This is a genomic window from Streptomyces sp. TBY4 (assembly GCF_024213195.1).
Classification (GTDB): Bacteria; Actinomycetota; Actinomycetes; order Streptomycetales; family Streptomycetaceae; genus Streptomyces.
Genome location: NZ_JANAVF010000004.1, coordinates 404,320 through 428,910, shown reverse-complemented (window position 1 = coordinate 428,910; position 24,591 = coordinate 404,320). Strand labels below are relative to the sequence as shown.

The 24,591-nt window shown below is 69.3% G+C and carries 33 protein-coding genes; 26 read left to right on the top strand and 7 right to left on the bottom strand.

All coding sequences use genetic code 11. The features are described from left to right. Window positions 1–43 precede the first annotated feature (43 nt). From NLX94_RS12680 to NLX94_RS12590, 19 genes are all read left to right on the top strand, one after another. Complete coding sequence (locus NLX94_RS12680) at window positions 44–883, top strand: AAA family ATPase (RefSeq protein ID WP_254382769.1); 840 nt, start codon at window positions 44–46, stop codon at window positions 881–883. A 12-nt stretch (window positions 884–895) separates the two neighbouring features. Then, window positions 896–1,279: a hypothetical protein gene (locus NLX94_RS12675; protein WP_254382768.1), complete on the top strand. Its 384-nt coding sequence runs from the start codon at window positions 896–898 to the stop codon at window positions 1,277–1,279. Window positions 1,280–1,415: 136 nt separating this feature from the next. Continuing rightward, a complete protein-coding gene (locus NLX94_RS12670; protein ID WP_308402416.1) occupies window positions 1,416–1,823 on the top strand; it encodes a CHC2 zinc finger domain-containing protein in 408 nt (135 codons plus the stop codon). After that, on the top strand, window positions 1,705–2,322 hold the full coding sequence (locus NLX94_RS12665; protein WP_254382918.1) for a topoisomerase: 618 nt from the start codon (window positions 1,705–1,707) through the stop codon (window positions 2,320–2,322). The genes NLX94_RS12670 and NLX94_RS12665 overlap by 119 nt, the downstream gene beginning before the upstream one ends. Further along, on the top strand, window positions 2,319–2,669 hold the full coding sequence (locus NLX94_RS12660; protein ID WP_254382767.1) for a hypothetical protein: 351 nt from the start codon (window positions 2,319–2,321) through the stop codon (window positions 2,667–2,669). Before NLX94_RS12665 ends, NLX94_RS12660 begins: the two co-directional genes overlap by 4 nt. 210 nt (window positions 2,670–2,879) lie before the next feature. Beyond that, window positions 2,880–4,073 (top strand): hypothetical protein, encoded by a 1,194-nt coding sequence (locus NLX94_RS12655; RefSeq protein WP_254382766.1) that lies wholly within the window; start codon window positions 2,880–2,882, stop codon window positions 4,071–4,073. Further along, a complete protein-coding gene (locus tag NLX94_RS12650) occupies window positions 4,070–4,417 on the top strand; it encodes a hypothetical protein (RefSeq protein ID WP_254382765.1) in 348 nt (115 codons plus the stop codon). The genes NLX94_RS12655 and NLX94_RS12650 overlap by 4 nt, the downstream gene beginning before the upstream one ends. Next, the gene (locus NLX94_RS12645; RefSeq protein ID WP_254382764.1) at window positions 4,414–4,800 is read left to right on the top strand and encodes a hypothetical protein; all 387 of its coding nucleotides are present in this window, start codon (window positions 4,414–4,416) and stop codon (window positions 4,798–4,800) included. Before NLX94_RS12650 ends, NLX94_RS12645 begins: the two co-directional genes overlap by 4 nt. Before the next feature lie 198 nt (window positions 4,801–4,998). Continuing rightward, the gene (locus tag NLX94_RS12640; RefSeq protein WP_254382763.1) at window positions 4,999–5,268 is read left to right on the top strand and encodes a hypothetical protein; all 270 of its coding nucleotides are present in this window, start codon (window positions 4,999–5,001) and stop codon (window positions 5,266–5,268) included. Beyond that, complete coding sequence (locus NLX94_RS12635) at window positions 5,246–5,758, top strand: DUF6879 family protein (RefSeq protein WP_254382762.1); 513 nt, start codon at window positions 5,246–5,248, stop codon at window positions 5,756–5,758. The genes NLX94_RS12640 and NLX94_RS12635 overlap by 23 nt, the downstream gene beginning before the upstream one ends. A 24-nt stretch (window positions 5,759–5,782) precedes the next feature. Further along, window positions 5,783–6,625, top strand: coding sequence for a helix-turn-helix transcriptional regulator (locus NLX94_RS12630; protein WP_254382761.1), 843 nt, complete (start codon window positions 5,783–5,785; stop codon window positions 6,623–6,625). Window positions 6,626–6,779: 154 nt separating this feature from the next. Beyond that, the gene (locus NLX94_RS12625) at window positions 6,780–7,157 is read left to right on the top strand and encodes a hypothetical protein (protein ID WP_254382760.1); all 378 of its coding nucleotides are present in this window, start codon (window positions 6,780–6,782) and stop codon (window positions 7,155–7,157) included. After that, window positions 7,154–7,696, top strand: coding sequence for an NUDIX domain-containing protein (locus NLX94_RS12620; RefSeq protein ID WP_254382759.1), 543 nt, complete (start codon window positions 7,154–7,156; stop codon window positions 7,694–7,696). The genes NLX94_RS12625 and NLX94_RS12620 overlap by 4 nt, the downstream gene beginning before the upstream one ends. Window positions 7,697–7,778: 82 nt before the next feature. Further along, window positions 7,779–8,027, top strand: coding sequence for a hypothetical protein (locus NLX94_RS12615; RefSeq protein WP_254382758.1), 249 nt, complete (start codon window positions 7,779–7,781; stop codon window positions 8,025–8,027). A gap of 55 nt (window positions 8,028–8,082) precedes the next feature. Continuing rightward, complete coding sequence (gene dapF / locus NLX94_RS12610; RefSeq protein ID WP_254382757.1) at window positions 8,083–8,883, top strand: diaminopimelate epimerase; 801 nt, start codon at window positions 8,083–8,085, stop codon at window positions 8,881–8,883. Next, complete coding sequence (locus NLX94_RS12605) at window positions 8,880–9,974, top strand: ATP-grasp domain-containing protein (RefSeq protein ID WP_254382756.1); 1,095 nt, start codon at window positions 8,880–8,882, stop codon at window positions 9,972–9,974. Before dapF ends, NLX94_RS12605 begins: the two co-directional genes overlap by 4 nt. A 13-nt stretch (window positions 9,975–9,987) precedes the next feature. Then, window positions 9,988–10,536 carry a C39 family peptidase gene (locus tag NLX94_RS12600; RefSeq protein ID WP_254382755.1) on the top strand — a complete coding sequence of 183 codons (549 nt, stop codon included), beginning with the start codon at window positions 9,988–9,990 and terminating at the stop codon, window positions 10,534–10,536. Next, entirely contained in the window at window positions 10,536–10,892 is a 357-nt protein-coding gene (locus tag NLX94_RS12595) for a glutamate ligase domain-containing protein (RefSeq protein ID WP_254382754.1), read from the top strand. Before NLX94_RS12600 ends, NLX94_RS12595 begins: the two co-directional genes overlap by 1 nt. A 9-nt stretch (window positions 10,893–10,901) precedes the next feature. Beyond that, the gene (locus tag NLX94_RS12590) at window positions 10,902–11,195 is read left to right on the top strand and encodes a DUF6087 family protein (RefSeq protein ID WP_254382753.1); all 294 of its coding nucleotides are present in this window, start codon (window positions 10,902–10,904) and stop codon (window positions 11,193–11,195) included. A 254-nt stretch (window positions 11,196–11,449) separates the two neighbouring features. Here the strand turns inward: NLX94_RS12590 and ychF are convergent, their stop codons facing one another. After that, window positions 11,450–12,538 carry a redox-regulated ATPase YchF gene (gene ychF, locus NLX94_RS12585; RefSeq protein WP_254382752.1) on the bottom strand — a complete coding sequence of 363 codons (1,089 nt, stop codon included), beginning with the start codon at window positions 12,536–12,538 and terminating at the stop codon, window positions 11,450–11,452. Between the two features lie 134 nt (window positions 12,539–12,672). Between ychF and NLX94_RS12580 the strand changes: the two genes are divergently transcribed. Further along, the gene (locus NLX94_RS12580; RefSeq protein WP_374683938.1) at window positions 12,673–13,134 is read left to right on the top strand and encodes a DUF6542 domain-containing protein; all 462 of its coding nucleotides are present in this window, start codon (window positions 12,673–12,675) and stop codon (window positions 13,132–13,134) included. 15 nt (window positions 13,135–13,149) lie between these two features. Here NLX94_RS12580 and ppgK read toward each other — a convergent pair whose 3' ends face one another. Both ppgK and NLX94_RS12570 read right to left on the bottom strand, forming a co-directional pair. Continuing rightward, on the bottom strand, window positions 13,150–13,896 hold the full coding sequence (ppgK, locus tag NLX94_RS12575; protein WP_254382751.1) for a polyphosphate--glucose phosphotransferase: 747 nt from the start codon (window positions 13,894–13,896) through the stop codon (window positions 13,150–13,152). Between the two features lie 61 nt (window positions 13,897–13,957). After that, the gene (locus NLX94_RS12570) at window positions 13,958–14,956 is read right to left on the bottom strand and encodes a 4-hydroxy-3-methylbut-2-enyl diphosphate reductase (protein ID WP_254382750.1); all 999 of its coding nucleotides are present in this window, start codon (window positions 14,954–14,956) and stop codon (window positions 13,958–13,960) included. Window positions 14,957–15,043: 87 nt separating this feature from the next. On the opposite strand from NLX94_RS12570, the gene NLX94_RS12565 reads away from it, so the two are divergent. From NLX94_RS12565 to NLX94_RS12550, 4 genes are all read left to right on the top strand, one after another. Beyond that, window positions 15,044–16,459: an APC family permease gene (locus NLX94_RS12565; protein WP_254382749.1), complete on the top strand. Its 1,416-nt coding sequence runs from the start codon at window positions 15,044–15,046 to the stop codon at window positions 16,457–16,459. 9 nt (window positions 16,460–16,468) lie between these two features. Beyond that, complete coding sequence (xseA, locus tag NLX94_RS12560; RefSeq protein WP_254382748.1) at window positions 16,469–17,689, top strand: exodeoxyribonuclease VII large subunit; 1,221 nt, start codon at window positions 16,469–16,471, stop codon at window positions 17,687–17,689. 76 nt (window positions 17,690–17,765) lie between these two features. Beyond that, complete coding sequence (locus tag NLX94_RS12555; RefSeq protein ID WP_250742764.1) at window positions 17,766–17,993, top strand: exodeoxyribonuclease VII small subunit; 228 nt, start codon at window positions 17,766–17,768, stop codon at window positions 17,991–17,993. A gap of 116 nt (window positions 17,994–18,109) precedes the next feature. Beyond that, window positions 18,110–18,700: a malonic semialdehyde reductase gene (locus NLX94_RS12550; RefSeq protein WP_254382747.1), complete on the top strand. Its 591-nt coding sequence runs from the start codon at window positions 18,110–18,112 to the stop codon at window positions 18,698–18,700. Window positions 18,701–18,860: 160 nt separating this feature from the next. Here the strand turns inward: NLX94_RS12550 and NLX94_RS12545 are convergent, their stop codons facing one another. Next, on the bottom strand, window positions 18,861–19,379 hold the full coding sequence (locus NLX94_RS12545) for a DUF4245 domain-containing protein (protein ID WP_254382916.1): 519 nt from the start codon (window positions 19,377–19,379) through the stop codon (window positions 18,861–18,863). 211 nt (window positions 19,380–19,590) lie between these two features. On the opposite strand from NLX94_RS12545, the gene glpX reads away from it, so the two are divergent. Further along, window positions 19,591–20,622, top strand: a complete 1,032-nt coding sequence (gene glpX / locus NLX94_RS12540) for a class II fructose-bisphosphatase (protein WP_254382746.1) — start codon at window positions 19,591–19,593, stop codon at window positions 20,620–20,622. A 117-nt stretch (window positions 20,623–20,739) separates the two neighbouring features. Here glpX and NLX94_RS12535 read toward each other — a convergent pair whose 3' ends face one another. The 3 genes from NLX94_RS12535 to NLX94_RS12525 form a co-directional block, all read right to left on the bottom strand. Continuing rightward, window positions 20,740–21,114 (bottom strand): WhiB family transcriptional regulator, encoded by a 375-nt coding sequence (locus NLX94_RS12535; RefSeq protein ID WP_374213444.1) that lies wholly within the window; start codon window positions 21,112–21,114, stop codon window positions 20,740–20,742. 132 nt (window positions 21,115–21,246) lie between these two features. After that, the gene (locus NLX94_RS12530) at window positions 21,247–21,846 is read right to left on the bottom strand and encodes a TIGR03086 family metal-binding protein (protein ID WP_254382745.1); all 600 of its coding nucleotides are present in this window, start codon (window positions 21,844–21,846) and stop codon (window positions 21,247–21,249) included. Window positions 21,847–22,037: 191 nt separating this feature from the next. Continuing rightward, the gene (locus tag NLX94_RS12525; RefSeq protein WP_254382744.1) at window positions 22,038–22,742 is read right to left on the bottom strand and encodes a DUF1707 domain-containing protein; all 705 of its coding nucleotides are present in this window, start codon (window positions 22,740–22,742) and stop codon (window positions 22,038–22,040) included. Window positions 22,743–22,891: 149 nt separating this feature from the next. On the opposite strand from NLX94_RS12525, the gene NLX94_RS12520 reads away from it, so the two are divergent. After that, window positions 22,892–24,559, top strand: a complete 1,668-nt coding sequence (locus tag NLX94_RS12520; protein WP_254382743.1) for a fumarate hydratase — start codon at window positions 22,892–22,894, stop codon at window positions 24,557–24,559. Window positions 24,560–24,591: the final 32 nt, after the last annotated feature.

The window sequence follows — 24,591 nt, the reverse complement described above, 5'->3', positions numbered from 1 at the left end:
CCTCGCCGTCGCCCCCTCCCCCTTCACGATTGGAGCCGACCGAGTGCTCACCCCTGGACGGTCCCTGACCCTCCATGCCGAAGCGGGCCGCGAACTCCCCCGCATTGCCGCGTTCGAGGCCCTCTACAACCTCGGCTGCCGCCCACGCCAGGGCGAGGTCATCATGATCGCGGGCCGATCCGGCACCCAGAAGTCGGGCCTGGCCCTCTTCTGGGTCGCCCAGATGAACTTGCCGACCCTGTACTTCTCGGCGGACATGTCCGCCTTCACCGCCTCCTCACGCCTGGCGAGCATGGCGACGGGCGACACGACCGAGATGGTCGAGGCGGGCATGGCGGCAGGCGGCCGGCACCGCGAGGAGTACCTAACCGCCCTTGCGGGCTCACGCATCACGTTCTCGTTCGGTAGCCCGATCACCTGGAAGAACGTCGATGAGGAGCTGGAGGCGTACATCGAACTCTGGGACGCCTATCCGGAAGTCCTGGTGTTCGACAACTTGATGGACTTCGAGAACGCGGAGTCGGACTACACGGAGCAGATGGCCGTGATGTCGGGCCTGACGGAGCTGGCTCGCGCTACTGGCGCGACGGTGATTGTCCTGCACCACGCCTCCGACAAGTCGTGGGAGGCCAAGAGCGACCCATGGGCGCCACCGTCGCGTGATCAAGTCAAGGGCGGATTGTCCGAGAAACCGGAGCTGTCACTCTCCGTCGCACTGGACCCGTCCAGCCTCGAATACCGGATCGCCGTGATCAAGCAACGCATGGGGCCCTCCGATCCGACAGCACGCCGGTACGCCACCCTGCGCTGCCACCCGGACATCACCCGGTTCTCCGCGCTCGCACCACGTCAGTGGTCCCCTCTCGACGCCCTGAAACAGTGAGGAATGTAAGAGTTGACTGACGTAGCAGCGCGAAACCGCCGGAACCGGCGGCGAGGAGCCGACTGGGAGTCCGAGCTTCGAGATCGCCTTCGGGAAGCAGGCTTCGACATCGAGCGCCTCCGCCTCACCGGCAAGGACGACGAAGGCGATCACATCGTCCGGCGGCCTGGCGGGCGCCCTCTCATCATCGAGGCGAAGAACGCCACCTTCAAGCCCAGCGTGTTCGTACGTGAGGCCCAGCGCGAGCGGGACAACTACGCCCGCCATCGTGGACTGGCCCCAGCAGACGTTGATGCGGTGGCCATCGTCCGCCGCCGTGGGGCGAGTTGGCGGGAGGCCTACGTACTCACGACGGTTGCCGAGTATTTCGGCCTCCCGGGCGAGGCCGACCGATGAGGCAGTTCGAGGAGGTGGCCGAGCATCGTCGTCTCGCCCGTGAGCTTGCCGACCTGCTGGGTGAGCCGGAGCCGGATGGCCTCGACGACCTGGGGTGGGACAGGCACGCCGCCCACTTCCGTGGACGGAGGGTCGCATGAGACTCCGCGACATCGGCCGGCATGACGACGGAGATCAGCCGAGGCCCGACCTGGTGGCCGTCTTGGAGCACTACGGGGTCTCGATGACCCGAACCGGCATGGTCGCGTGCCCCTTGCACGAGGACCGCACCCCCTCGTGCTCGGTGGACGAGAACAAGGGCCTGTGGAAGTGCCATAGCTGCGGCCAGGGCGGCGATTCATACACGTTGATCATGCAGAAGGAGAGCACCAGCTTTGTCGGAGCGCGAACCCTTGCGGCCTCTCTCGGCCTCCCAGCGGACGATGCTGGAGGAGGCGACGAGCACCTATCAGGCAGCTCTTACGGCGGACGCCGCCCGGTACCTGGCCGATCGAGGGATCGGCGAGGAGGAGGTGGATACGTACCGGCTTGGCGTCGTCACTGACCCCCTGCCCGGCCACGGCCGCTACCGCGGAATGCTAGCCATCCCCTACCTCGCCCACGACGGGCACACCGTGACCATCCGCTTCCGGTGCTTGGAGGAGCACGACCACCGGGCCCTGGGGCACGGCAAGTACAACACGATGCCCGGCGACCCTCCGAGGATCTACGGCGTCGACTCCATCCACCAGGCCGGGGAGGAGATCCACCTCGGCGAAGGCGAACTCGACCGGATCATCCTCCGGAAGATCGGCTGGCACTCCGCAGGTGCTCCCGGCGTCGAGATGTTCTTCGGCCGGCACCGCCGCATGCTCGCGGGCTTCTCCCGCGTCTGGGTGTGGTCCGACCCGGACGATGCCGGCGCCCGCCTCACCGCCAAGGTCACCCGGTCTCTGCGCTCCGCTGCGGGCGTCCGACTACACGTTGGCGACGTGACCGAGACCTACAAGGCCGGAGGCGCCCAAGCCCTATACGACCTGCTCGCAGAGGAGAAGGCCAAGTGACCGAGAAGACCACCGTGAAGCGACAGCCCCGCAGGCTAGACCCGACCGCCGCAGTGCTGGCCGAGGTGAGGGCCGAGCGCAAGGTGCTCCCCGACGAGGGCCGCCCACTGGGCGGAGGGCTCCGGCCCGACCGCGCCCGACTGCACTACCGCCGGGAAGCCGATCGCTGGGCCGAAATCGCCTTCGCCCGCTCACTGGCCGACCACCCCGGTTGGGACGCCGAGCTCCTGGCCGCACTCAATACAGCCATCGCCTCAGCGGACACGGTGACCGCCCGCTCCGGACTTATCCAGGTGGCCGCACTGGCAACGGCCGCCGTCGAACAGCTCGACCAGGAACCCGCATGAAGAGCCCTTTGCCGGGACGCCCCGGCCCCCGCCTGCTTGCGATCTGGGAAGCCCTGGAAGGCCGCGAGCGCGAAGCCTTCGAGCGACACCTCCTCCAGGACACGGCGGCCGAGGAACTCGTCGGGATTCTCCACCGACACGGGCACCCGGTCTCCGCTTCAACCATCCGTACCTACCGGCGCCTCTTGCGCCAGGAAGGGGCGACCCCCCTTGAGCGACACCCTGCTTGATGAACTCCTCTCCAAGCCCGTAGGCCCCTCTCTCCCGGCCCGCCAGGTCGACCCCGAACGGGACTTCACCCGACGGATCGAGCTGGCCGGAGACGCGGCGGAGGTCACGGTGCGTGGCCCTCAGGGCATCGACCCCGAATCGACGGCGGCCGACGTACTTCGCGCACACCAGCTCGACCCAGCCGAATGGGAGGTCACGGCATTCCGGTCGTCTGAGTGGACGATGCCGGGCGGCGAGACCGGCGTCTCCGCACGCTTCAACTTCGGTCGGCGCAAGAGCAGCGTGGCCGAACGGCCCAGCCTCGACGAGCTGCTCGCGGTCTTCGACAACTACACCCCGCCCGTACGCTTGGCCGAGCGCGCCGAGGGTGAGTGGAGCTACGTCATCGCCCTTGGCGACATGCAGTTCGGCAAGGCCGACGGCGATGGCCCGGAAGGCACCCTCCGCCGGTCGATGGAGTGCATCGACCGAGCTGCCGTGCTGCTCTCCGAGTACCGCAAGCGCTTTACCATCGACCACGTACACCTCGCCTGGCTCGGCGATCACGTCGAAGGTTTCGTGTCCCAGGGGGGCGCGAACGTGTGGAGGACCCCGCTCACCCTGACCGAGCAGATCCGCCTTACTCGCCGCCTGATGGCCTACGCCATCGTGAAGCTTGCACCCCTCGTCTCCCGCCTCACGGTCGTGGCCGTACCCGGCAATCACGGTGAGGCCGTACGGCCAGGCGGCAAGGGCGTGACCCGGTATGACGACTCCCACGACACAGAGGCCCTGATCTCCGTCAGTGAGGCCCTGGCGCTCGCTGGCCGAGACTTCGCCCACGTCGAGATCTACGTGCCGGACTCGGACGAACTCACGGTCGTCGTGGACTGCTCGGGCACCGTGGTGGCACACGCCCACGGTCATCAGTGGCGTGCCGGCCGTCACTTCGAATGGTGGAAGGGCCAGTCCTTCAACAAGGCGTCCGCCATGCACACGGCTGATCTGCTCCTGGCTGGACATCTCCACCACGAACTGATCGACACCGACGGCCCCCGGACGTTCGTCCAGGTGCCGGCCATGGAGTCCGAGTCGACGTGGTGGCGCCACCGCACCGGCACGGTCGGGGCACCCGGCCTGACGGTCATGGTGACCAAGGATGGCCAGGTGCCGGTCAAGGAGGTGGTCCGATGAGCCTGAGTCTCGCCGATCTCGAATCAGCCGAAGCCCCTACAGCAGTCGACTGGTCCGTGCTTGCCGAGCCGCAGGTCGACAGCGTGGCCAAGGCCGTGGCCCGCGGCTTCGCTCGCGACTACGGACTGACCCTGGAGTACGACGACGCCTTCCAAGAGGCCGTCCTCGTCTGCGCCGAGCGGTCTCCCGACGTTCGACGCCTCCTCTCCGAGTCCGGCCCCGGCCTGCTTCATCGCTGGCTGTCGCAGCGCCTCCGGGACCGCTGGCTCACCGAGGCCCGGCACCGCGTCGGCCACACCTCGTACGAGGCCGCCCAGCAAGCGGCCGGGAGGGCCGAGCGGTGAGCGGCTACGACCGGCGGCTCGTTGAGCACCTCCTGCCGGCCGTCTGGGACGTAGAGGCTGCGTACGGCATCCGAAACCTCCAGGCACCCGACGCGGACATGCCCAAGGGCACTGTTGATAAGAAGGCCGCGGGAATCCTGTTCGCCCACCTCGCCGACATTCGGCATGCGTGGATGACAGCGCCGCTCTCGCTCGGCGAGCGCCAGGCCCTGATCCTTCGCTACGGCGCGGACATCCATGATGACGAGGCTGGCGCCCTCCAAGGCGTGACCGGAAGAGCAGCGCGGTACCGGTGCGAGCGAGGGGTGGGGAAGCTGGCAGCCTGGCTGAACGGCCATGAATATGTGGACGGCTACGACGAAGTGTCGGAGGGCGCGGCCTAAGCCGGGCAGGACGTCGATCAGCCCCATTCGGCCAACCCTGGGGCCCGCGAACGGCTGATCGACTTCTCACGCCTCCCCCTCTACCTGCATAGAGTCACCGTTGAAGTCCCGGCAAGTTTGGGCAAGTTCCTCGTCTTCCAGTGAAGGCGAGGGCAAGCTCTGGCATGGGAAGCGTCACCGGCGACGGAGGAGGACATCATGGCCCTGCGCATGCTCGGTAAGGACCCGAACAGCCCTGACGGCAACTCGCCCACGATCTACTTGGACGAGGAGACGGACAGGTACCTCGTCCAGGGGTACAACGTTGTGGACGAAGAGCGACTCAAGCAGCTGAAGCTCCCTCCGCACGAGGGGGCGGTCGAGATCCCCCGCTATATGGTGCAGTTCTTCCTGGAAGCCGACAGGGAGGTCGGCCCCAAGGGCGCCGAGCCGGAGGAGGAGAAGGGTGTCGAGTCCCCCGACGTTTAAGGACCTGTTCGGCGGCACCCAGCGGACGGCCGTTCACCTGGAGAGCCGGGACGCGTACAGCAAGACGCACTCGACTTTCGTCGACTGGAAGGCCGGCAGGCCGATCGATCCGGCCGAGCGGTGGTCAGCCTGGCACTCCATCGTCTCGGAAGCGGTCTCGCGAGGCGTCGTAGTACGTCGAGCCCGCATCGTGTCGATGCCCGCGAGTGAGTACATCCGCTTTGAGCATGAGGTCACGGAGGGGCTGAACATCGCCGCAGGCGAGCAGGTTGGTTGGCTTCCTCGTCGGGAGGCTTCCGACCTGCTTGTGCCGGCGAACGACTTCTGGCTGTTCGATTCCGGGCTGGTGTACCTGAACCACTTCGATGGGGAAGGCGAGCCCACAGAGCCCGAGATCACCGAAGATCCGGAGCTCGCAAAGCTCTGTGAGGATGCCTTCGAGTCCGTCTGGAGCAGGGCGATCCCGCACGCCGAGTTCCGAATCCGCTGAGCACCACATAGGAACGTCACCAATATGGAACCGGCATCTTCGAGCGCGCAGGAAGCGCGCAAGGCGCTCGGGAAGAGGCTCGCAGAAGTCCGGGTAGCGGCCGGGCTGACCAAACGAGCCCTTTCAGAGAGGCTGGGGTGGCACGAGTCGAAGGCATCGCGTTTCGAGAGCGCCACACGGGCGCCCTCGGAGCGCGATCTTCGTGATTGGTGCGCCGCGTGCGGTGTTGAGGAGGAAGCAGAGAACCTCGTCCGGACTGCTCGCCGCATCGAAGGCATGTATATCCAGTGGCAGCAGTTGGAAGGTAACGGGCTAAAGCAGGCCCAGCAATCAGCCCTTCCCCTCTGGGACAGAACCCAGCAGTTTCGGTTCTACTCTCCGTGGCTGATCCCCGGCCCTGTGCAGACAGCGTCCTACATCAAGGCCTTGCTTACCTCCATCCGCGACCGTCGCAACACGACCGACGACGTTGATGCGGCTGTTGAGGTTCGCCTTGAGAAGCAGAAGATCGTATATACGCAGCGCACATTCGCCATCCTGTTGGAGGAAAGTGCCCTCTACAACCGCATGGGCGGAACGGACGTGATGGTGGGCCAACTCGGCTATCTGCTGAGCGTCATGGCCCTGCCGAGAGTGGTCATCGGAATCATCCCCCGTGACGTCGAGCGCTCGCTCATGCCGGTCGAGGGATTCTTCATGTTCGATGACCGCACGGTCAAGGTCGAGCTGGTTTCGGCCCACCTCACCGTGGAGCAGGAGCATGAACTCCGCATGTACGCACAGACTTTCGCCGAACTCTACGAGATGGCTGTCTTCGGCTCGGCTGCGCGAGAAATAATCACCACCGCTATCGAATCGTTCCACTGATCGGCTGGCAAGCTCAGGCAAGTTCGTCTCGTGTGCGGCAAGTTACGGCACGTTCTCCTAACGGCTGGCAAGTGCGGGCAACTTCCTGGCGCTCCGATCGGCTCCATCTCTAGCTTTGTGCCACGGCTCCTGAACTTGCCCAGAGGAGGCAGGGATGGCTTTGGCAAGTACCGGCAAGGAAATCGAAACGGCGGAGGTCGAGCGGCTCTCCGTTGATGTCGAGAGCATCTCCTTACGCACTGAAGCAGTGCTCTCCATGAAGTTGCACTCGTCGACCCGCGGGGACATCGACGCCGTCACGCCGGCCATCGTCCAGCACATGAACGTCTTGCTGGGCGAAGACCTGGGGGCGGCTGAGGACGTCGAGGTACAGAAGCTCGCCCGCAAGGGCCGCGCCCTGATGGAGCACCAGGAGCGGCCGAACGAGAACACGCCGACTTTTGGCGCCTGGCTCTACCTTCGCGACGTAGCCCTCCTCACGCGACAGCTGCTCTGGATCTACATCGAGCGCAACGGGCTGGGTGCGCCATGAGCGTCGAGGAAGACCAGATCCTCCGCGAGCTCCACAGCTACCTCCAGGCCCACCCGTCCGAGGAGACGGCGATCATGCCGGTGTACGACGCGGCCCTGGATCACTCACGGCGCCGGACGTGCACCCATGATCAGCGCTGCCCCCTCGTGATGACTGCGGCCGTCATCGTCGACGAGTGGGGGCGCGTCCTCTGCTTGCGCCACGGGGGCGACTACGCCCTCGCGGAGGCCGAGCCCGAGGATCAGGATGACTCCCTGCGTGACGCCGCACTCCGCCTGCTGGCAGAGGAGGCCGGCATCCGGGACGTGTGGACCGAGCCCGGCAGGGAGAGCCCCTTCCTGGTCGACGTGACGCCCGCAGGCCGGCACCCTTACGGCCCTCGTCTCCGCGTCGGCATCCGCTACCTGTTCCGCGCGCACTCCGGCGCCGTGTTCCCCTCGATGCTCGAAACGGGTGCGGTGGCCTGGGTGCCCTTCGATGAGGTCGGCATACCGGCCCTCCGCGGCCGCCTCGAAGGGCTCCTGATCGGCTCCCGATGAGCTCGCGAAATCAGCAAGTCGCCTACGTCGTCGCCTACCTGGCCATCGGGGGCGTCCTCCTGTTCGCCATCTGGCGGAGCTAATGCCCGAGCGCAGGATTCATGGGCCGCAGGCCAGGCCGACTCCTCCGGTCGGAACCGTCGCGTATCCGAGCACGCTGCCGAGCGATGTCCGCGTAGGCGACTTCCTGTACCTCAACGGCAGCTTCCAGCGGGTCCAGGACATGAGGACCGCCAGCACCTCGGGTCACCGCATCTTGCACTTCGCCGGACGGGCACCGCTGATCATGCGCAAGGCCCTGACCGTCTACCGGCCTCTCACCCCGCGCTGATCACCGCACGCCCGCAGCACCACTTTCCTCACCTCAAGCCGCAAGGAGCTTCGCCATGCGCTTTCGCAAGGTCCACGGGGCAGGCAACGACTTCGTACTGCTCACCGACCTCTCGCCGGCTGTCGACCGGGAATGGCCGAAGGAAGCCGCACGCCTCTGCGCCCGACGTACCGGGGTCGGTGCAGACGGGCTCGTCATCAGCAGCCTGGTCAGTGATGAGCCGGCCGTCCTGGAAGTCGACTGCTTCAACGCGGACGGCTCCGTAGCCACTATGTGCGGCAACGCCCTCCGGTGCTCCGCCTGGGCCGCGCAGCAGGACCACGGATACAAGGAGATGCGTCTTCGCATGGCCGGGGTCATGCACGAGGCGAGCGTCACGGGCGACTCCGTGTGGGTCACCGCCGAGGTCGGCATGATCGACCCGCGCCGCGTGCAAGCCGTGATCAACGGCAAGCCGACCTGGTTCGACAGCGTGCACACCGGCACCGAGCACGTCGTCGCCATTGTGGACGACGTGGACGCGGTCGACGCGGCACTGATCGGACGACTCGTACGCCACCACAAGGCCCTCGCACCGCTGGGGACGAACGTCAACTTCGTCCAGCCCTTCGGCAACCAGGAGCTGAAGATCCGGACGTACGAGCGTGGCGTCGAAGAGGAAACCCTGTCCTGCGGCAGCGGAGCCGTCGCCGCCGTCGTCGCCGCCAGGATGCGCGGGCTCGTCGGCCCTCGCCCCGTCACGGTCCACAACCGTGCCGGCGAGCCGCTCACGGTCCGCTCCCACAACAACCGACCCGAGCAGACGCAGTGGGTCGGAGGCCCGGTCACCAACACCTTCGAAGGAGTACTCGCATGACTCTCTTCCTCACGTCTAGCTCGGAAGCCGCCGTGCAGGAGGCCACCGCGGCCCTTCATGAGTGGCAGCGCGACCACCAGGGGCTCAGGGTCGCCCTGGTCTACGGCCCGGTGTCGGCCGAGGACCGGCTCTACCACTCGAAGTGCCCCGTGGACCAGCGATCCGTGACCGCGCTCGCCGGGGCGTTGGACGAGATCGGCGCTGCCTGGCAGGAGCTGAACCCGTGCGAGGTCGACTTCATCCTGGAGCTGTCCACGTACGACGTCGCGCTCTCCAACCTCCACGGGCCCTACGGTGAAGACGGCCGCCTGCAAGGCCTGCTCGACTACATGCGCGTGCCGTACTGCGGCAGCGGGGTCGGAGCGTCGGCCGTGGCCGCCGACAAGATCATGTGCAAGCGGGTCATGCTGACCCTCGGTGTCCCCACGCCGGGTTGGTGGGTGTGGTCGGACGGTGGCGCGACCCAGTGGAACGGGCGGCCCGTCATGGTCAAACCGCCCTTCGGAGGGTCGAGCGTCGGCATGAGCCTGGTCCGCGAGCAGGCGGACCTCGCCATGGCCCTGGAAGAGGCGGCCGGCGAGGAAGGCAGCAACATCCTCGTCGAGGAGTACATGACCGGTGTACCGATGACCGTCGGCATGCTGGAACTGCCCGGCGGCAACGTGGTCGTGTTCCCCCCGCTGGCCACCGAGGCGACCGACGCGGAGTTCTACGACGCCGACACCAAGCTCGATGTGGACTCGAAGGGCGGCGTGGCAGTCAGGGCCGCCGAGCTGACACCCGAGGTGCTCGACAAGATCAACGAACACGCCACCGCGCTCTGGAGCGGCCTTGGGCTCCGCGGCTCCGCTCGCGTGGACTTCATCCTCACCGAGGCCGGCGACCCGTACGTGCTGGAGGTCAACAGCACTCCGGGCATGTCCCGAGAGAGCAACTTCGTGGTCGGCGCCGCGATGGTTGGGCTCACACACACCGACGTTGTACTGGCGCTCCTACACGAGGCCCTGACCCGCCAGCCGTACGATGTCCCCCTGCCCTCTCCCGCGTTCTCCGGCAGCACGGCGACTCGGGAGGCTGCCGTCTCCCCGTAGGAGCCCTGCCGTTGTGCCGCGCGTCCACGATGTCCCCCTGTGCCGACAGCTCATCACTCCCGCCGAATGGGCGCACCATGGGGGATGGGCACTCGGGGACAGGATCGAATGGTCCAACCGTGCGTGCGGCCTGGCATCACTGAGGGCCATCCTGCTCGCCTATGGGCAGGATGCGCCCACCGTCACGGAACTCCTGAAGCTCGCGGTCAAGCACGAGGTACTCACCCCGCGTGGAGCGCTCCACGCGGGGATTGCGAGCCTGGCTGACGACCTTGGAGTGCAGTCCGTCGCTGAACCCGTCCCCGTCGAGGGGCTGCTTGCCCGGATGGATTCCGCACCGCTCATTGTCTCCGTGACCGAGCAGCTTCCCGAAGACGGGAGGTCTGGCGGCCACCTGATCATCCTTCGCGGTTACGAAGATGGTCCCGATCCGCAGATCCTCTTCCGTGACCCGTCGGCTTGGGGGCAAACGCACGATCGAGTTCCGCTTAGTCGCCTGGCCGCTTCCTATACGGGTCGCGCCATCACCTTCGCCCCCCTCGTGCACAACGGAGAGTCCTGATGACCGAGATCGAGACCGGGGGCGTGCGACGCATCGCCGTACTGGGCGAGATGCTGGAGCTGGGTGACGAGGCCGTGGAGGCCCACCGTGAGGTAGGCCGTATGGCAGCGGAATACGGCGTTGACCTGGTTGTAGCGGTCGGAGGCGAGATGGCTCAGCAGCTCGCCCTTGCCGCCGGAGCGGCCGGCGTGCCGGACGTGGCGATGGTCGCCGACAACGCGACCGCCGCGGCCTTCGTCGATTCCGTCCTCCAGCCGGGGGACATCGTTCTGACGAAGGCGTCAAGGGGTGGGATGCTCTGGCAGGTCGCCCAGGCACTGACAGGACAGCCCGTCACGGGAATCTCAGGCCACTAGGCTCGCGGAATGGACGACGAATCCCTGTCGGAGTGGGCGGAGCGCCGGGACGCGAAGATCGGTCGGCTGCGGGCCGTCTCGATCTCCTCTGGCGACAACCCCCATGGCTCGCACGTGAACCCTGCTGCGCCGAGGGCTATCGAGCGGTGGAACGGTCACGCCTGGGAGCCTCACGGGTTCGCACTCAACCTGACCGAGGCAAAACTCATCCTGTACCCGGAGGCGAACGCCCCGACAGCTGCCGCGCGCGCCCCTGCGGACCAGCCGCTAGCCCCCGGCAAGGGCCGACACCGAAAGCCGTAAGCACCCTGGAGCCCCTGCTCATCCCTCGTCCGAGAGGAGAGAGCCGGGGCTCTTCTGCTCGCCCCAAGGGTCCTTTCACCATCCAGCACCGATCCAGCACGGTGCGGGTGACGAGGGGTGGTGAGGGGTGATGAGGTGTCAGATTATCCAGCACCTATCCAGCACGGTGAAAAGCTAGGGGCCCACCCCCGGAGGAGTGGACCCCTTCTGACCTGCATGTTTGCCAGATCAGCCACGTGATGCTATGTGACGCGTCACACGTTGAAGCGGAACTCCACCACGTCGCCGTCCTGCATGACGTAGTCCTTGCCCTCCATGCGGGCCTTGCCCTTGGCGCGGGCCTCGGCGACCGAGCCGCAGGCGACCAGGTCCTCGAAGGAGATGATCTCCGCCTTGATGAAGCCGCGCTGGAAGTCCGTGTGGATCACGCCGGCGGCCTCGGGGGCGGTGGCGCCCTTCTTGATCGTCCAGGCGCGGGTTTCCTTCGGGCCGGCCGTCAGGTAGGTCTGCAGGCCCAGGGTGTCGAAGCCGACGCGGCCGAGGGTGGCCATGCCGGGCTCCTCCTGGCCGACCGACTGGAGGAGCTCGAGCGCCTCCTCGTCGTCGAGCTCGATGAGCTCCGCCTCCAGCTTGGCGTTCAGGAAGATCGCCTCGGCCGGGGCCACCAGCGCGCTCTGCTCGGCCTTGAATGCCTCGTCCGTCAGCTCGTCCTCGTCCACGTTGAAGACGTAGAGGAACGGCTTGACCGTGAGGAGGTGCAGCTCGTGCAGGAGGTCGCCCTGCTCCGTGCCCTTGGCGATGCCCTGGGAGAAGAGGGTGTCGCCCGCTTCGAGGATCTTCTGGGCCTTCTCGACGGCCGCCAGGACCGCGACCTTCTCCTTCTGGAGGCGGGACTCCTTCGTCAGGCGCGGCACCGCCTTCTCGATGGACTGGAGGTCCGCGAGGATCAGCTCGGTGTTGATGGTCTCGATGTCGTCCTTCGGCGAGACCTTGCCGTCGACGTGGACGACGTTCTCGTCCTTGAAGGCGCGGATGACCTGGCAGATCGCGTCCGACTCGCGGATGTTCGCGAGGAACTTGTTGCCGAGGCCCTCGCCCTCCGACGCGCCGCGCACGATGCCGGCGATGTCGACGAAGTCGACCGTGGCCGGGAGGAGCTTCTGCGAGCCGAAGATGCCGGCCAGGACGCCGAGGCGGGCGTCCGGAACGCCGACGACGCCGACGTTCGGCTCGATCGTGGCGAACGGGTAGTTGGCCGCCAGCACGTCGTTCTTGGTCAGGGCGTTGAACAGGGTCGACTTGCCGACATTCGGCAGGCCGACGATTCCGATCGTGAGCGACACGTTGGCGACTTCCCGTAGCTGGAGGGGGCGGCGGCCCGGAGTGGGCCAAGGAGCAGTTTACTTTCCGATGAGGGCGCCCCGATGTACGCGTGTCCGGGCACGGGATCGGCGGCCTCCCCGCCTAGTTTTGGGGGGTGGAGCGATACAAGGCGCGTACGGTACGTCACCCAGCGGAGCGGGCCCCCGGGCAGCCCCCGGTACGCAGGCTGCCGCGGCCCCGGCTGACCGGGCTCGGCGGCGGGCTCTTCGCCTGCGCCGCGATGTTCCTGGTCGGCGGCCTCGACTGGCTGCTGTTCGACGCCTCGCTCTTCGTCTACGGCCTGTTCTTCCTGCCCGTCGCGGCCGCCACCGCCCTGTGGGTGCGGCCCGCCGACCTGATCACCGCGCCGATCAGCGTCCCCATCGCCTTCGCCGCCGGAGCGTGGCCCGTGTCGGGCGGCTCCGGCGGCTTCGCGGGCGAGGTGATGGCGCTGGTGTCCGTGCTGTCCCTGCACGCCGGCTGGCTGTACGCCGGCACGCTGGTGGCCGCGCTGATCGCGGTGGTGCGCAAGGCCGTCCTGATCGGCCGCCGGCGGATGCCCCGCCGCGTCGCCTGAGCGGCGGCCGCTCCGCTACTGGGCCGCCGCCCGCGCGGCCATCGCCGCGCCCACGATGCCCGCGTTGTTCTGCAGCTCCGCCGGCACGATCCGGGCCCGTACGCCCTGGATCAGCGGCAGGAACTTCTCCGGCTTGCGGCTCACGCCTCCGCCGATGATGAACAGGTCCGGGGAGAAGAGCATCTCCACGTGCGCCAGGTACTTCCCCAGCCGGTGCGCCCAGCGCTCCCAGGTCAGGTCCCCGTCGTCCTTCGCCTTCACCGAGGCCCGCGTCTCCGCGTCGTGCCCCTTCAGCTCCAGGTGGCCGAGCTCGGTGTTGGGCACCAGCCGCCCGTCCGTGAACAGCGCGCTGCCGATCCCGGTGCCCAGCGTGAGCAGGAGGACGGTGCCGCCGACCCCGCGCCCCGCCCCGTAGGCCATCTCCGCGACGCCGGCCGCGTCCGCGTCGTTCAGTACCGTCACCGGACGGCCCTCCAGGCGCGAGGAGAGCAGCGCCGCGGTGTCCACACCGACCCATGCCTTGTCCATGTTGGCCGCCGACCGGGTCACCCCGCCGGTGACCACCCCGGGGAAGGTCACCCCCACGGGGCCGTCCCAGTCGAAGTGGCGCACCACCTCGACGACGCCGCCCGCCACCCCGTCGGGGGTGGCCGGCCGCGGTGTCAGCACCTTGTGGCGCTCCTGCGCCAGGCCGCCACGGTCCAGGTCCACGGGAGCGCCCTTGATCCCGGAACCGCCGATGTCCACGCCGAAGATCTCCATGGACTCCACCGTAGAGAAGGACCCGCCGGAGCGCCCTGCCGTGGAGGGGTCTGCTTCGGTCCTACTTCACGAGCTCCGCCGCCTCCGCGCGCAGGTCGCGGCGGAGTTCCTTGGGCAGGGAGAAGACGATGGACTCCTCGGCCGTCTTGACGATCTCCACGTCCCCGTAGCCGCGCGCGGCCAGCCACTCGAGGACCTCGTCGACCAGCACCTCCGGCACCGAGGCGCCCGAGGTCAGGCCGACGGTGGTGACGCCCTCCAGCCAGGCCTCGTCGATCTCGGTCGCGAAGTCCACGAGGTACGAGGCCCCGGCGCCCGCGTCGAGGGCGACCTCGACGAGGCGGATCGAGTTCGAGGAGTTCTTGGAGCCGACGACGATGACCAGGTCGCAGTCCTTGCCCATGACCTTGACCGCCTCCTGGCGGTTCGAGGTGGCGTAGCAGATGTCGTCGCTCGGCGGCGAGACGAGCAGCGGGAACTTGGTCTTCAGGGCGTCGACGGTCTCCATCGTCTCGTCGACGGAGAGGGTGGTCTGCGAGAGCCAGACGACCTTCGACTCGTCGCGGACGGTGACCTTCTCCACGTCGTGCGGGCCGTCCACGATGGTGATGTGGTCCGGGGCCTCGCCGGAGGTGCCGATGACCTCCTCGTGGCCCTCGTGGCCGATGAGGAGGATGTCGAAGTCCTCGTTCGCGTAGCGGATCGCTTCCTTGTGCACCTTGGTGACCAGCGGGCAGGTGGCGTCGATCGTCGCGAGCTTGCCGCGGGCCGCCTCCTCGTGCACCACGGGGGCCACGCCGTGCGCGGAGAACATCACGATGGAGCCCTCGGGGACCTCCTCCGTCCGCTCGACGAAGATCGCGCCCTTGTTCTCCAGGGTCTTCACGACGTACTTGTTGTGCACGATCTCGTGCCGCACGTAGACCGGCGCACCGTACTGTTCGAGGGCCTTCTCGACGGCGATCACGGCACGGTCCACGCCCGCGCAGTAGCCGCGCGGGGCGGCGAGCAGGACGCGGCGGGATGCGGTAGCGGGGGCGTCAGCAGTCATGGGCTCCATCGTACGGGGGTGTCCAGCAGGCCGCGGGTCCCCCGTTCGGCACAAACTGGGGCGAACGTCCGCACCGGCCACACTTCCGGAGGAAAGATGGCGTCCGCGCCCGGCACCCCGCCCGGCCCGCCCGGCACCACGCCCGGCACCTCGTTGCGCCGCAGTCTCGGATTCCGGGACCTGGTGGTCTACGGGCTGCTCTTCATCGCCCCCATGGCCCCGGTCGGAGTCTTCGGCACCCTCGACGCCAAATCGCACGGGGCCGTCGCCCTCGTCTACCTCGTCGCGACGGTGGCGATGGCCTTCACGGCCTTCTCCTACGCGCAGATGGTGCGGGTGGCCCCGCAGGCCGGCTCCGTCTTCACGTACGCCCGCAAGGGCCTCGGCGAGGGCCCCGGGCTGATCGCCGGCTGGATGGCGATGCTCGACTACCTGCTGATCCCGGCGGTCGCGTACCTGTTCTCCGGGATCGCCATGAACGCCCTGGTCCCGGAGGTCTCCCGGTGGGTGTGGACGGCTCTGGCGGTGGTCGTGACCACCCTGCTGAACCTGTGGGGCGTACGGGCCGCCGCGCGCGTGGGCTTCGCCGTGCTGGCCATGGAGATCGCGGTCCTGCTGGTGTTCCTGGTCTCGGCGGTGACCGTCCTGGCCCGGGGCGCCGAGCACCGCGGCTGGCTCTCCCCCTTCACGGGCGACGGCTCGCTCGGCGGCTTCTCGACGGCCGCCGTGCTCGGCGCGGTCTCCGTCGCGGTCCTGTCCTACCTGGGCTTCGACGCCATCGCCTCCTTCGCCGAGGAGGTGACCGGCGGCAGCGCGAAGGTGGCGCGGGCGGTGCTGTTCTGCCTGGCGCTGACCGGGGTGCTGTTCGTCGCCCAGACCTACCTGGCGGCCCTGCTCTCCCCCCTCTCGGCGGCGGAGCTGGCGGCCGAACCGGGGAAGCAGGGCGCGGCCTTCTACACGACGGTCGAGGCCTCCGTGGGGATGTGGCTGCACGACCTGGTCGCCATCAGCAAGGCGATCGGGGCGGCCTTCGCGGCGCTGGCGGGGCAGGCGGCGGCGGGCCGGCTGATCTTCGCGATGGCCCGCGAGGGGCGGCTGCCCCGGGCGCTCGCGCACACCTCGCACGGGACCCCGCGCCCGGCCCTGCTGGTGGCGGCTACGGTCACGCTGATCGCCGCGGTGTGGGCGGCCCGGCGCGACGACGGGCTGGACCACCTGGTCTCGGTGGTGGACATCGGGGCGCTGGTGGCGTTCACGCTGCTGCACGCCTCGGTCGTCGGCTGGTTCGTGGTCAAGCGGCGCGAGGGGGCCCCGAACTGGTTCAAGCACCTGGTGATCCCGGTCCTGGGCGCCGCTGTGACCGTCGCGGTGATCGTCGAGGCCTCGTGGACCGCGCAACTGGTGGGGGCGGTGTGGCTGCTGGTGGGCCTGGGCGTGCTGGTGGCCCAGCGCGGGCGACGCGCGCCGGACGAAGGCTCCCGGCCCGACGCCGGTGTCGGTTCTGGCCGTTAGCCTGCGTACATGGGTCTGAATTCGTCGGCTGACGCGCCGCTGCCGGTCGGTCAGGTCTCCCGGCTCATCGGGGGCTGGATCGACCGGCTCGGCCAGGTGTGGGTGGAAGGGCAGATCACGCAGCTCTCGCGGCGGCCGGGGGCGGGGGTGGTCTTCCTGACGCTGCGCGATCCCTCGCACGACATCTCCCTGGGCGTGACCTGCTTCCGGCAGGTCTTCGACGAGGTCGCGGACTCCGTGACGGAGGGCGCGCGCGTCGTCGTGCTCGCCAAGCCGGAGTGGTACGCCCCGCGCGGGCAGCTGTCCCTGCGGGCCACCGAAATACGGCCGGTCGGCATCGGCGAGCTGCTCGCCCGGCTGGAGAAGCTCAAGCGCTCCCTCGCCTCCGAGGGGCTCTTCGCGCTGGACCGCAAGAAGCCGCTGCCGTTCCTGCCGCAGCTGATCGGGCTGGTGGTGGGGCGGGCCTCGGCGGCCGAGCGCGACGTCCTGGAGAACGCGCGGCGCAGGTGGCCGGCGGTCCGCTTCGAGGTCCGCAACGTCGCCGTCCAGGGGGTGCACGCGGTGCCCCAGGTGGTCCAGGCGGTCAAGGAGCTGGACTCCCTGCCCGAGGTGGACGTGATCATCGTGGCCCGCGGCGGCGGCAGCGTGGAGGACCTGCTGCCCTTCTCCGACGAGGAGGTCGTACGGACCGTCGCGGCGGCCCGTACCCCCGTGGTCTCGGCGATCGGGCACGAGCCGGACTCCCCGCTGCTGGACCTGGTCGCGGACCTGCGGGCCTCCACGCCCACGGACGCCGCGAAGAAGGTGGTCCCGGACGTCGGGGAGGAACTGGAGCGGGTGCGCCAGCTCCAGGGCCGGGGGCTGCGCGCCGTGCGCGGACTGCTCGACCGGGAGGAGCGCGGCCTCGCGCACGCGCTGGCGCGGCCCGTCTTCGTACACCCCCAGCGGATGGTGGAGACCCGGGAGGCGGAGGTGGAGGCGCTGCTGGCGCGCTCCCGCCGGACCCTGGGGCACCTGCTGGACCGGGCCGATTCGGAGCTGGCGCACACGCTCGCCCGGGTGGTGGCGCTGTCCCCGGCCGCCACGCTGGAGCGCGGGTACGCGGTGCTCCAGCGGGCCGACGGGCACGTGGTGCGCTCGCCGGGGGACGTGTCGGCGGGGGACGTGCTGCGGGCGCGGGTGGCGGAGGGGGAGTTCCCGGTGCGGGTCGCGGCCGAGGAACCCTCGTAGGCGATCGCCCGGCGCTGCCGTCGCACTGCCGCAGGAAAAAATTTCGGTGTATTACACAGTTAAGGTGGGAGCGGGAATGGCTGAAACCGATACGGCGCTGGGGTACGAACAGGCCCGGGACGAGCTGATCGAGGTCGTCCGCAAGCTGGAGGCCGGAGGCACCTCGCTGGAGGACTCCCTCGCGCTCTGGGAGCGCGGCGAGGAGCTCGCGAAGGTGTGCCGCCACTGGCTGGAGGGGGCCCGGGCCCGGCTGGACTCGGCGCTGGCGGCGCGCGAGGCGGCGGAGGGGGCCGGCGGGGAGTGATACCGCTCACGCAGGCAGGGATTTAGTTGAATATTCACCTATCCCGGGCGTAGTGTTCAAGCCATCGCTACAGCAGTCCCGCGATCCCGCAGTCCCGCACAGAAGAAGGCTTTCCGATGTCTCTCGTTCTCGACGCCGCCGCTCAGGACCTCCTCTTCCGCGAGGCCCGCACCGCCAACACGTTCTCCGACGAGCCGGTGACCGAGGAGCAGGTCCAGGCGATCTACGACCTGGTGAAGTTCGGGCCGACCGCCTTCAACCAGACGCCGCTGCGCATCACCCTGGTCCGCTCCCCCGAGGCCCGCGAGCGGCTCGTGAAGCACATGGCCGAGGGCAACCAGCCCAAGACCGCCGCGGCCCCGCTGGTCGCGATCCTGGCCGCGGACAACGAGTTCCACGAGGAGCTCCCGCAGCTGCTCCCGCACTTCCCGCAGGCCAAGGACGCCTTCTTCTCCGAGCGCCCGGTCCGCGAGCAGTCCGCGCTGCTCAACGCCGCGCTGCAGGCCGCGTACTTCATCATCGGCGTCCGCGCCGCCGGCCTGGCCGCCGGCCCGATGACCGGTGCGGACCTCGCCGGCATCCAGAAGGAGTTCCTGGACGGCGACCACACCCCGCTGATGATCGTCAACATCGGCAAGCCGGGCGATGACGCCTGGTTCCCGCGCTCCCCGCGCCTGGAGTTCGACCAGGTCATCACGACCGTCTGAGCCCAGCCCCGCAGGCAGTGAACGAAAAGGCCGCGCCCCCCGGAATCCCGGGGGGCGCGGCCTTTCGCCGCGTACCGCTCGCTCGGCGCCGAGGGCGAGGCGGGGGTTGAGCCCGTAGGTCGGATCCGGTTCTACGAGGTCCGGTTCTACGGGTCTCGTACTACGAGCCCTGCTTGAATTCCAGCGCCGCAGCCATCGCCCCGAGCTGTTCGAAGGAGGCCGTCCCGGTCACCACCGTGACGTAGCCCTGCTCCTTGCGCACGAGGGCGTCGTACTTCTCGCCGTCCCAGCGCTCCCAGACCTGGTCGCCGACCTGCTGGGTCTCCCCGGTGGCCGCCGCCCTGTGGGTGACCTTCCCGATGTACTTGTCCGTGACGTCCGCGGACTGCTCCACCGCCACGTACTGCTGCTTCGGGTCCAGGAAGCCCAGGTGCCAGGCGCTGGCCTCCTTGCGCGTGTACCCCACCGAGGTCGCCCGCCACTCCGGCGGCAGCCCGACGGGCACCGCCACGGGGTACGGCGCCGCGCGCCGGGCCGTGTTGCTCTCGACGCGGTAGTCGACCACCCGCGTCGGATCGGCCTTCTCGTCATGTGGGATGACCAAATAGATCCCCCCGACCACGAGCCCGATCACCGCCAGCGACCGGACCATGTCCACGACCGTCTGCTTGCCCTTCATACCTGCCACCACACCATCGTCCCGCATCCCCCCGGGCGATCTCCGCCGGGGTAGGGATGGCGCGCCCGGGACGGCGCAAGACGTCCGCTCAGGACAACCAGCTGACCGATATGGCGCTCATACGTGACCCGGTCTGCTCAATATGTCGACGTACCGATAGAGTCGAGGGACCCTCACTCCCGGCCGTCGCCGTACAGAAAGGTGCGCTCCGATGACCGAGCACAACCTGCCGCCCCAGCTCGAAGTCTCTCCGGAGGCACCCGACCGCAACCTCGCCCTGGAACTCGTACGGGTCACCGAGGCCGCCGCCATGGCCGCCGGCCGGTGGGTCGGGCGCGGTGACAAGCTGGGTGCCGACGGCGCCGCCGTCAACGCGATGCGGACCCTGATCTCCACCGTCTCGATGAACGGCGTCGTCGTCATCGGCGAGGGCGAGAAGGACGAAGCCCCGATGCTCTTCAACGGCGAGCGCGTCGGCGACGGCACCGGTGCCGAGGTCGACATCGCCGTGGACCCCATCGACGGCACCACCCTGAACGCCAAGGGCATGCCGAACGCCGTCGCCGTCCTGGCGGCCGCCGACCGCGGCACCATGTTCGACCCGTCCGCGGTGTTCTACATGGAGAAGCTGGTCACCGGTCCCGAGGCCGCCGACTTCGTCGACATCAACGCCCCGGTCTCCGTCAACATCCGCCGCGTCGCCAAGGCCAAGAACATGGCCGTGGAGGACGTCACGGTGATCATCCTCGACCGCCCCCGTCACGAGGGCATCGTCAAGGAGATCCGCGAGACCGGCGCGCGCATCAAGTTCATCTCCGACGGCGACGTGGCCGGCTCGATCCTGGCCGTCACGGAGGACAGCGGCATCGACCTGCTGCTCGGCATCGGCGGCACCCCCGAGGGCATCATCTCGGCCTGCGCCATCAAGTGCATGGGCGGCACCATCCAGGGCAAGCTGTGGCCCAAGGACGAGGCCGAGCGCCAGAAGGCGATCGACGCGGGCCACGACCTGGACCGCGTCCTGTTCACGAACGACCTGGTCTCCGGCGACAACGTGTTCTTCGTCGCCACCGGCATCACGGACGGCGAGCTGCTGCGCGGCGTCCACTACCGCTCGGAGACCGCGACGACCTCCTCGCTGGTCATGCGCTCGAAGTCGGGCACGATCCGGCAGATCGACTCGACCCACCGCCTCTCGAAGCTCCGCGCGTACAGCGCGCTGAACTTCGACCGCGCCCAGTAGGGCCGGGCCGGCACGGCACCACGGAAGGGGCGCTCCCGCGTGCGGCGGGGGCGCCCCTTCCGTGTGTCCGGACGACGAGGGTCCGGGCAGGCCTACGAGGCTTCGCGCAGCGCGGACCTACGAGGCTTCGCGCAGCTCCCCCGCCCGGCGGCGCCGGCGGGCCAGCACCACCCGGCGCTCGGCGGCCGTGAGCCCGCCCCAGACTCCGTAGGGCTCGGGCTGGATCAGCGCGTGCTCCCGGCAGGCGACCATGACGGGGCAGCGGGCACAGACCCGCTTGGCGGCGTCCTCGCGGGACAGCCGGGCGGCGGTGGGCTCCTTGGAGGGGGCGAAGAAGAGCCCGGCCTCGTCCCGCCGGCACACCGCGTCCGCGTGCCATGGGCCGTCCTCTTCCCTGGCCGGCACCCGCGGCTTCGGCACGACCGCCGCCGGGCGCCCCTGAAGACTCTGGACGGCGGCTACCTGCAGGGACTGGCGCGGCGGATGCGGCACGGTCTACTCCTGACGACGTATACGCGAGCGAGAGAGGCGACGCACCTGTCCCTACCCGCTGTGCGCTCCCCTATGCACCGTGTGCCGCCGATCCGGCCGGTTCGACCGAAAGGTGTCCCCGCCACCCGGACGTCACCCGGCGGACGGCGTCCAGTCGGGCCGGCGGCCCAGGAAGGCGAGCAGCGCACCGGCCGGGTCGGCGTCCGGACCGGGCGCGGGGGCGAGCGCCGGGGCGTACGCGAACCCGCGCAGCGGCTCGGCGAGCAGCCGGGCGGCCGGGGTCAGGGCCGCCGCGAGGGCGGGGGTCAGCGGGGAGTCCTGGCTGGTGGCGACCGCGAGGTCCCAGGCGTGGACGGCCGCGTCGAGGGCGGCCGCGGCGACGGCGGTCTCGGCGTCGAGGGTGAAGGGCGGCAGGGGGACGGCCACCTCGGCGGTGCCCGGCTCCACCCCCGCAAAGGCCTCGGCGGCGGCGTCGAGGGCGGGCTCCAGCAGCTCGGCGGGGCTGCCGGCCAGGGTTCCGGTGGGCGCGAAGGGGTCCTCGGCCGGTCCCGGGCCGCCGGTGAGGCAGGCCGCGTAGGCGAGCTGGTCGCCGGCCGCGTGCTGGAGCACTTGGCCGACATTCCACTGGTCGCACGGCGTCGGTGCGCCGAGCGCACCGGCCGGTATGGCGGAGGCCACGGTGCGCAGCGCCTCGTACGCCTGGTCGAGCAGGTCCCACTTCGATGCGGTCATGGGCCGACCCTACGGTCGCCTACCCGCCAAAGCGCCTGATTTCAGCGCCGGTTGCCCGCGCGTCGCCCCGGGCGCCGGCCTCGCGCGCCGGTCCCGAGCGCACGCCCCAGACGCCGGTCCCGGGCGCAGATCCCGGGCGCAGGCCCCAGACGCCAGCCCCGGGCGCAGGCCCCGGGCGCGATCCCGCGGCCCTACCGCACGCCCTCGCGGCCGGCGCCCTTGCGGAGTCGCTGTGCCAGGTCCACCAGGCGGGCGCCGGCCTTGGGGTGGGCCTCGATGTTGCCCAGCAGGGAGAAGCCGCGGACGATGACGACCGGGGCCTGCGGGTCCGTCTCGCCGAGGCCGGCGCCCCGCACCTCGAAGTTGCCGAGGACCCCGCTGCCGTAGCCGCGCACGGTCACGTTCTCCGGGACCAGGATCTCGACGTTGCCGAGGATGCTCGTCACGTTGATCTCGGTGACCTGCTGCTCGAAGACCGCCTGCGTGAGGTCGATGCCGATGTCACCCATGACGGAGACCGCGCGGGTGAGCGCGCCCGGCCGCCAGCGGCCCTTGCGGGAGGAGCTGCTGCACACGGCCACGATCGTCTCGACCGGGGCGCCCGCCGGCGCACCCGCGTACGCGGGCTCCTGCCGGGAGCCGACGGGTGCGCCGGGCACGGGCAGGTCCCGTACGAGCACCTCCAGCTCCCCGACCGTCTTCAGCGCGTACAGCGAGTCGAGCCGCTCCGCGTGCTCCTCGGAGGTCAGCCGGCCCTCGGCGACGGCGTCGGCGAGGATCTGCGCGATCCGGTCCCGGTCCGCGTCGGAGGCGCGCAGCCCCGGGGCGGGCGCAGGCGCGGGTGCGGGGGCCGGCGCGGGGGCCGGCGCGGATGAGGGCTGCTTTTCCAGGTCCACGGCCCCAGCATACCGAGACACGATAGATCGCGATACTGGCGAGTGAGCCTTACCTCACAACAAAAGCCACCGGAAGAGGTCCTACGCTGGATACCGCGCTGCCAAACGGTCGTCAGCGCCGTCTGCCGAGTGAGGGAATGACTGCCGTCATGCCAGAGTTTGCGTACACCGACCTGCTGCCCCTGGGCGAGGACTCCACCCCGTACCGGCTGGTGACCTCCGAAGGCGTTTCGACCTTCGAGGCCGACGGCCGTACGTTCCTCAAGGTCGAGCCGGAGGCGCTGCGCAAGCTCGCCGAAGAGGCGATCCACGACATCCAGCACTTCCTGCGCCCCGCGCACCTCGCGCAGCTGCGCCGCATCATCGACGACCCGGAGGCCTCGGCGAACGACAAGTTCGTCGCCCTCGACCTCCTGAAGAACGCGAACATCGCGGCGGCCGGCGTCCTGCCGATGTGCCAGGACACCGGCACGGCGATCGTGATGGGCAAGCGCGGCCAGAACGTCCTCACCGAGGGCGGCGACGAGGCGGCCCTGTCCCGCGGCATCTACGACGCGTACACCCGCCTGAACCTGCGCTACTCGCAGATGGCCCCGGTCACCATGTGGGAGGAGAAGAACACCGGCTCGAACCTGCCCGCGCAGATCGAGCTGTACGCGACCGACGGCGGCGCGTACAAGTTCCTCTTCATGGCCAAGGGCGGCGGCTCCGCCAACAAGTCCTTCCTCTACCAGGAGACCAAGGCGGTCCTCAACGAGGCCTCCATGATGAAGTTCCTGGAGGAGAAGATCCGCTCGCTCGGCACCGCGGCCTGCCCGCCGTACCACCTGGCGATCGTGGTCGGCGGCACCTCGGCGGAGCACGCGCTCAAGACCGCGAAGTACGCCTCGGCCCACTACCTGGACGAGCTCCCCACCGAGGGCTCCCCCCTCGGCCACGGTTTCCGCGACGAGGCCCTCGAACAGCAGGTCTTCGAGCTCACCCAGAAGATCGGCATCGGCGCGCAGTTCGGCGGCAAGTACTTCTGCCACGACGTCCGCGTGGTCCGCCTCCCCCGCCACGGCGCGTCCCTCCCGATCGCGATCGCCGTCTCCTGCTCCGCGGACCGCCAGGCCACCGCGAAGATCACCGCCGAGGGCGTCTTCCTGGAGCAGCTGGAGCGCGACCCGGCGCGGTTCCTGCCGGAGACCACGGACGACCACCTCGACGAGTCGGCGGACGTGGTCTCGATCGACCTGAACCAGCCGATGGACGAGATCCTGGCGACCCTGACCAAGCACCCGGTCAAGACCCGCCTCTCCCTGACCGGTCCGCTGGTCGTGGCGCGCGACATCGCGCACGCCAAGATCAAGGAGCTGCTGGACTCGGGCGCCCCGATGCCGCAGTACCTGAAGGACCACCCGGTCTACTACGCCGGCCCGGCCAAGACCCCCGAGGGCTACGCCTCCGGCTCCTTCGGCCCGACCACGGCCGGCCGCATGGACTCCTACGTCGAGCAGTTCCAGGCGGCGGGCGGCTCCAAGGTCATGCTGGCCAAGGGCAACCGCTCCCAGCAGGTCACGGACGCCTGCGGCACCCACGGCGGCTTCTACCTCGGCTCCATCGGCGGCCCGGCGGCGCGCCTCGCCCAGGACTGCATCAAGAAGGTCGAGGTCCTGGAGTACGAGGAGCTCGGCATGGAGGCCGTCTGGAAGATCGAGGTCGAGGACTTCCCGGCCTTCATCGTGGTCGACGACAAGGGCAACGACTTCTTCCAGAACCCCGCCCCGGAACCCACCTTCACCCACATCCCGGTCCGCGGCCCGGGCCTGGCGTAGCGCCTCACCGCGCCGGGGCGGACGCTCTGCCC

Coding starts and splice junctions, on each gene's coding strand:
- NLX94_RS12555 (WP_250742764.1), top strand. CDS start 17,766: ATGGCTGAAACCGATACGGCGCTGGGGTACGAACAGGCCCGGGACGAG.
- glpX (WP_254382746.1), top strand. CDS start 19,591: ATGACCGAGCACAACCTGCCGCCCCAGCTCGAAGTCTCTCCGGAGGCA.
- NLX94_RS12545 (WP_254382916.1), bottom strand. CDS start 19,379: ATGAAGGGCAAGCAGACGGTCGTGGACATGGTCCGGTCGCTGGCGGTG.
- xseA (WP_254382748.1), top strand. CDS start 16,469: ATGGGTCTGAATTCGTCGGCTGACGCGCCGCTGCCGGTCGGTCAGGTC.
- NLX94_RS12520 (WP_254382743.1), top strand. CDS start 22,892: ATGCCAGAGTTTGCGTACACCGACCTGCTGCCCCTGGGCGAGGACTCC.
- NLX94_RS12590 (WP_254382753.1), top strand. CDS start 10,902: ATGGACGACGAATCCCTGTCGGAGTGGGCGGAGCGCCGGGACGCGAAG.
- NLX94_RS12620 (WP_254382759.1), top strand. CDS start 7,154: ATGAGCGTCGAGGAAGACCAGATCCTCCGCGAGCTCCACAGCTACCTC.
- NLX94_RS12630 (WP_254382761.1), top strand. CDS start 5,783: ATGGAACCGGCATCTTCGAGCGCGCAGGAAGCGCGCAAGGCGCTCGGG.
- NLX94_RS12615 (WP_254382758.1), top strand. CDS start 7,779: ATGCCCGAGCGCAGGATTCATGGGCCGCAGGCCAGGCCGACTCCTCCG.
- NLX94_RS12530 (WP_254382745.1), bottom strand. CDS start 21,846: ATGACCGCATCGAAGTGGGACCTGCTCGACCAGGCGTACGAGGCGCTG.
- NLX94_RS12570 (WP_254382750.1), bottom strand. CDS start 14,956: ATGGAGCCCATGACTGCTGACGCCCCCGCTACCGCATCCCGCCGCGTC.
- NLX94_RS12565 (WP_254382749.1), top strand. CDS start 15,044: ATGGCGTCCGCGCCCGGCACCCCGCCCGGCCCGCCCGGCACCACGCCC.
- NLX94_RS12625 (WP_254382760.1), top strand. CDS start 6,780: ATGGCTTTGGCAAGTACCGGCAAGGAAATCGAAACGGCGGAGGTCGAG.
- NLX94_RS12640 (WP_254382763.1), top strand. CDS start 4,999: ATGGCCCTGCGCATGCTCGGTAAGGACCCGAACAGCCCTGACGGCAAC.
- NLX94_RS12595 (WP_254382754.1), top strand. CDS start 10,536: ATGACCGAGATCGAGACCGGGGGCGTGCGACGCATCGCCGTACTGGGC.
- ppgK (WP_254382751.1), bottom strand. CDS start 13,896: ATGGAGATCTTCGGCGTGGACATCGGCGGTTCCGGGATCAAGGGCGCT.
- NLX94_RS12550 (WP_254382747.1), top strand. CDS start 18,110: ATGTCTCTCGTTCTCGACGCCGCCGCTCAGGACCTCCTCTTCCGCGAG.
- NLX94_RS12670 (WP_308402416.1), top strand. CDS start 1,416: ATGAGACTCCGCGACATCGGCCGGCATGACGACGGAGATCAGCCGAGG.
- dapF (WP_254382757.1), top strand. CDS start 8,083: ATGCGCTTTCGCAAGGTCCACGGGGCAGGCAACGACTTCGTACTGCTC.
- NLX94_RS12605 (WP_254382756.1), top strand. CDS start 8,880: ATGACTCTCTTCCTCACGTCTAGCTCGGAAGCCGCCGTGCAGGAGGCC.
- NLX94_RS12650 (WP_254382765.1), top strand. CDS start 4,070: ATGAGCCTGAGTCTCGCCGATCTCGAATCAGCCGAAGCCCCTACAGCA.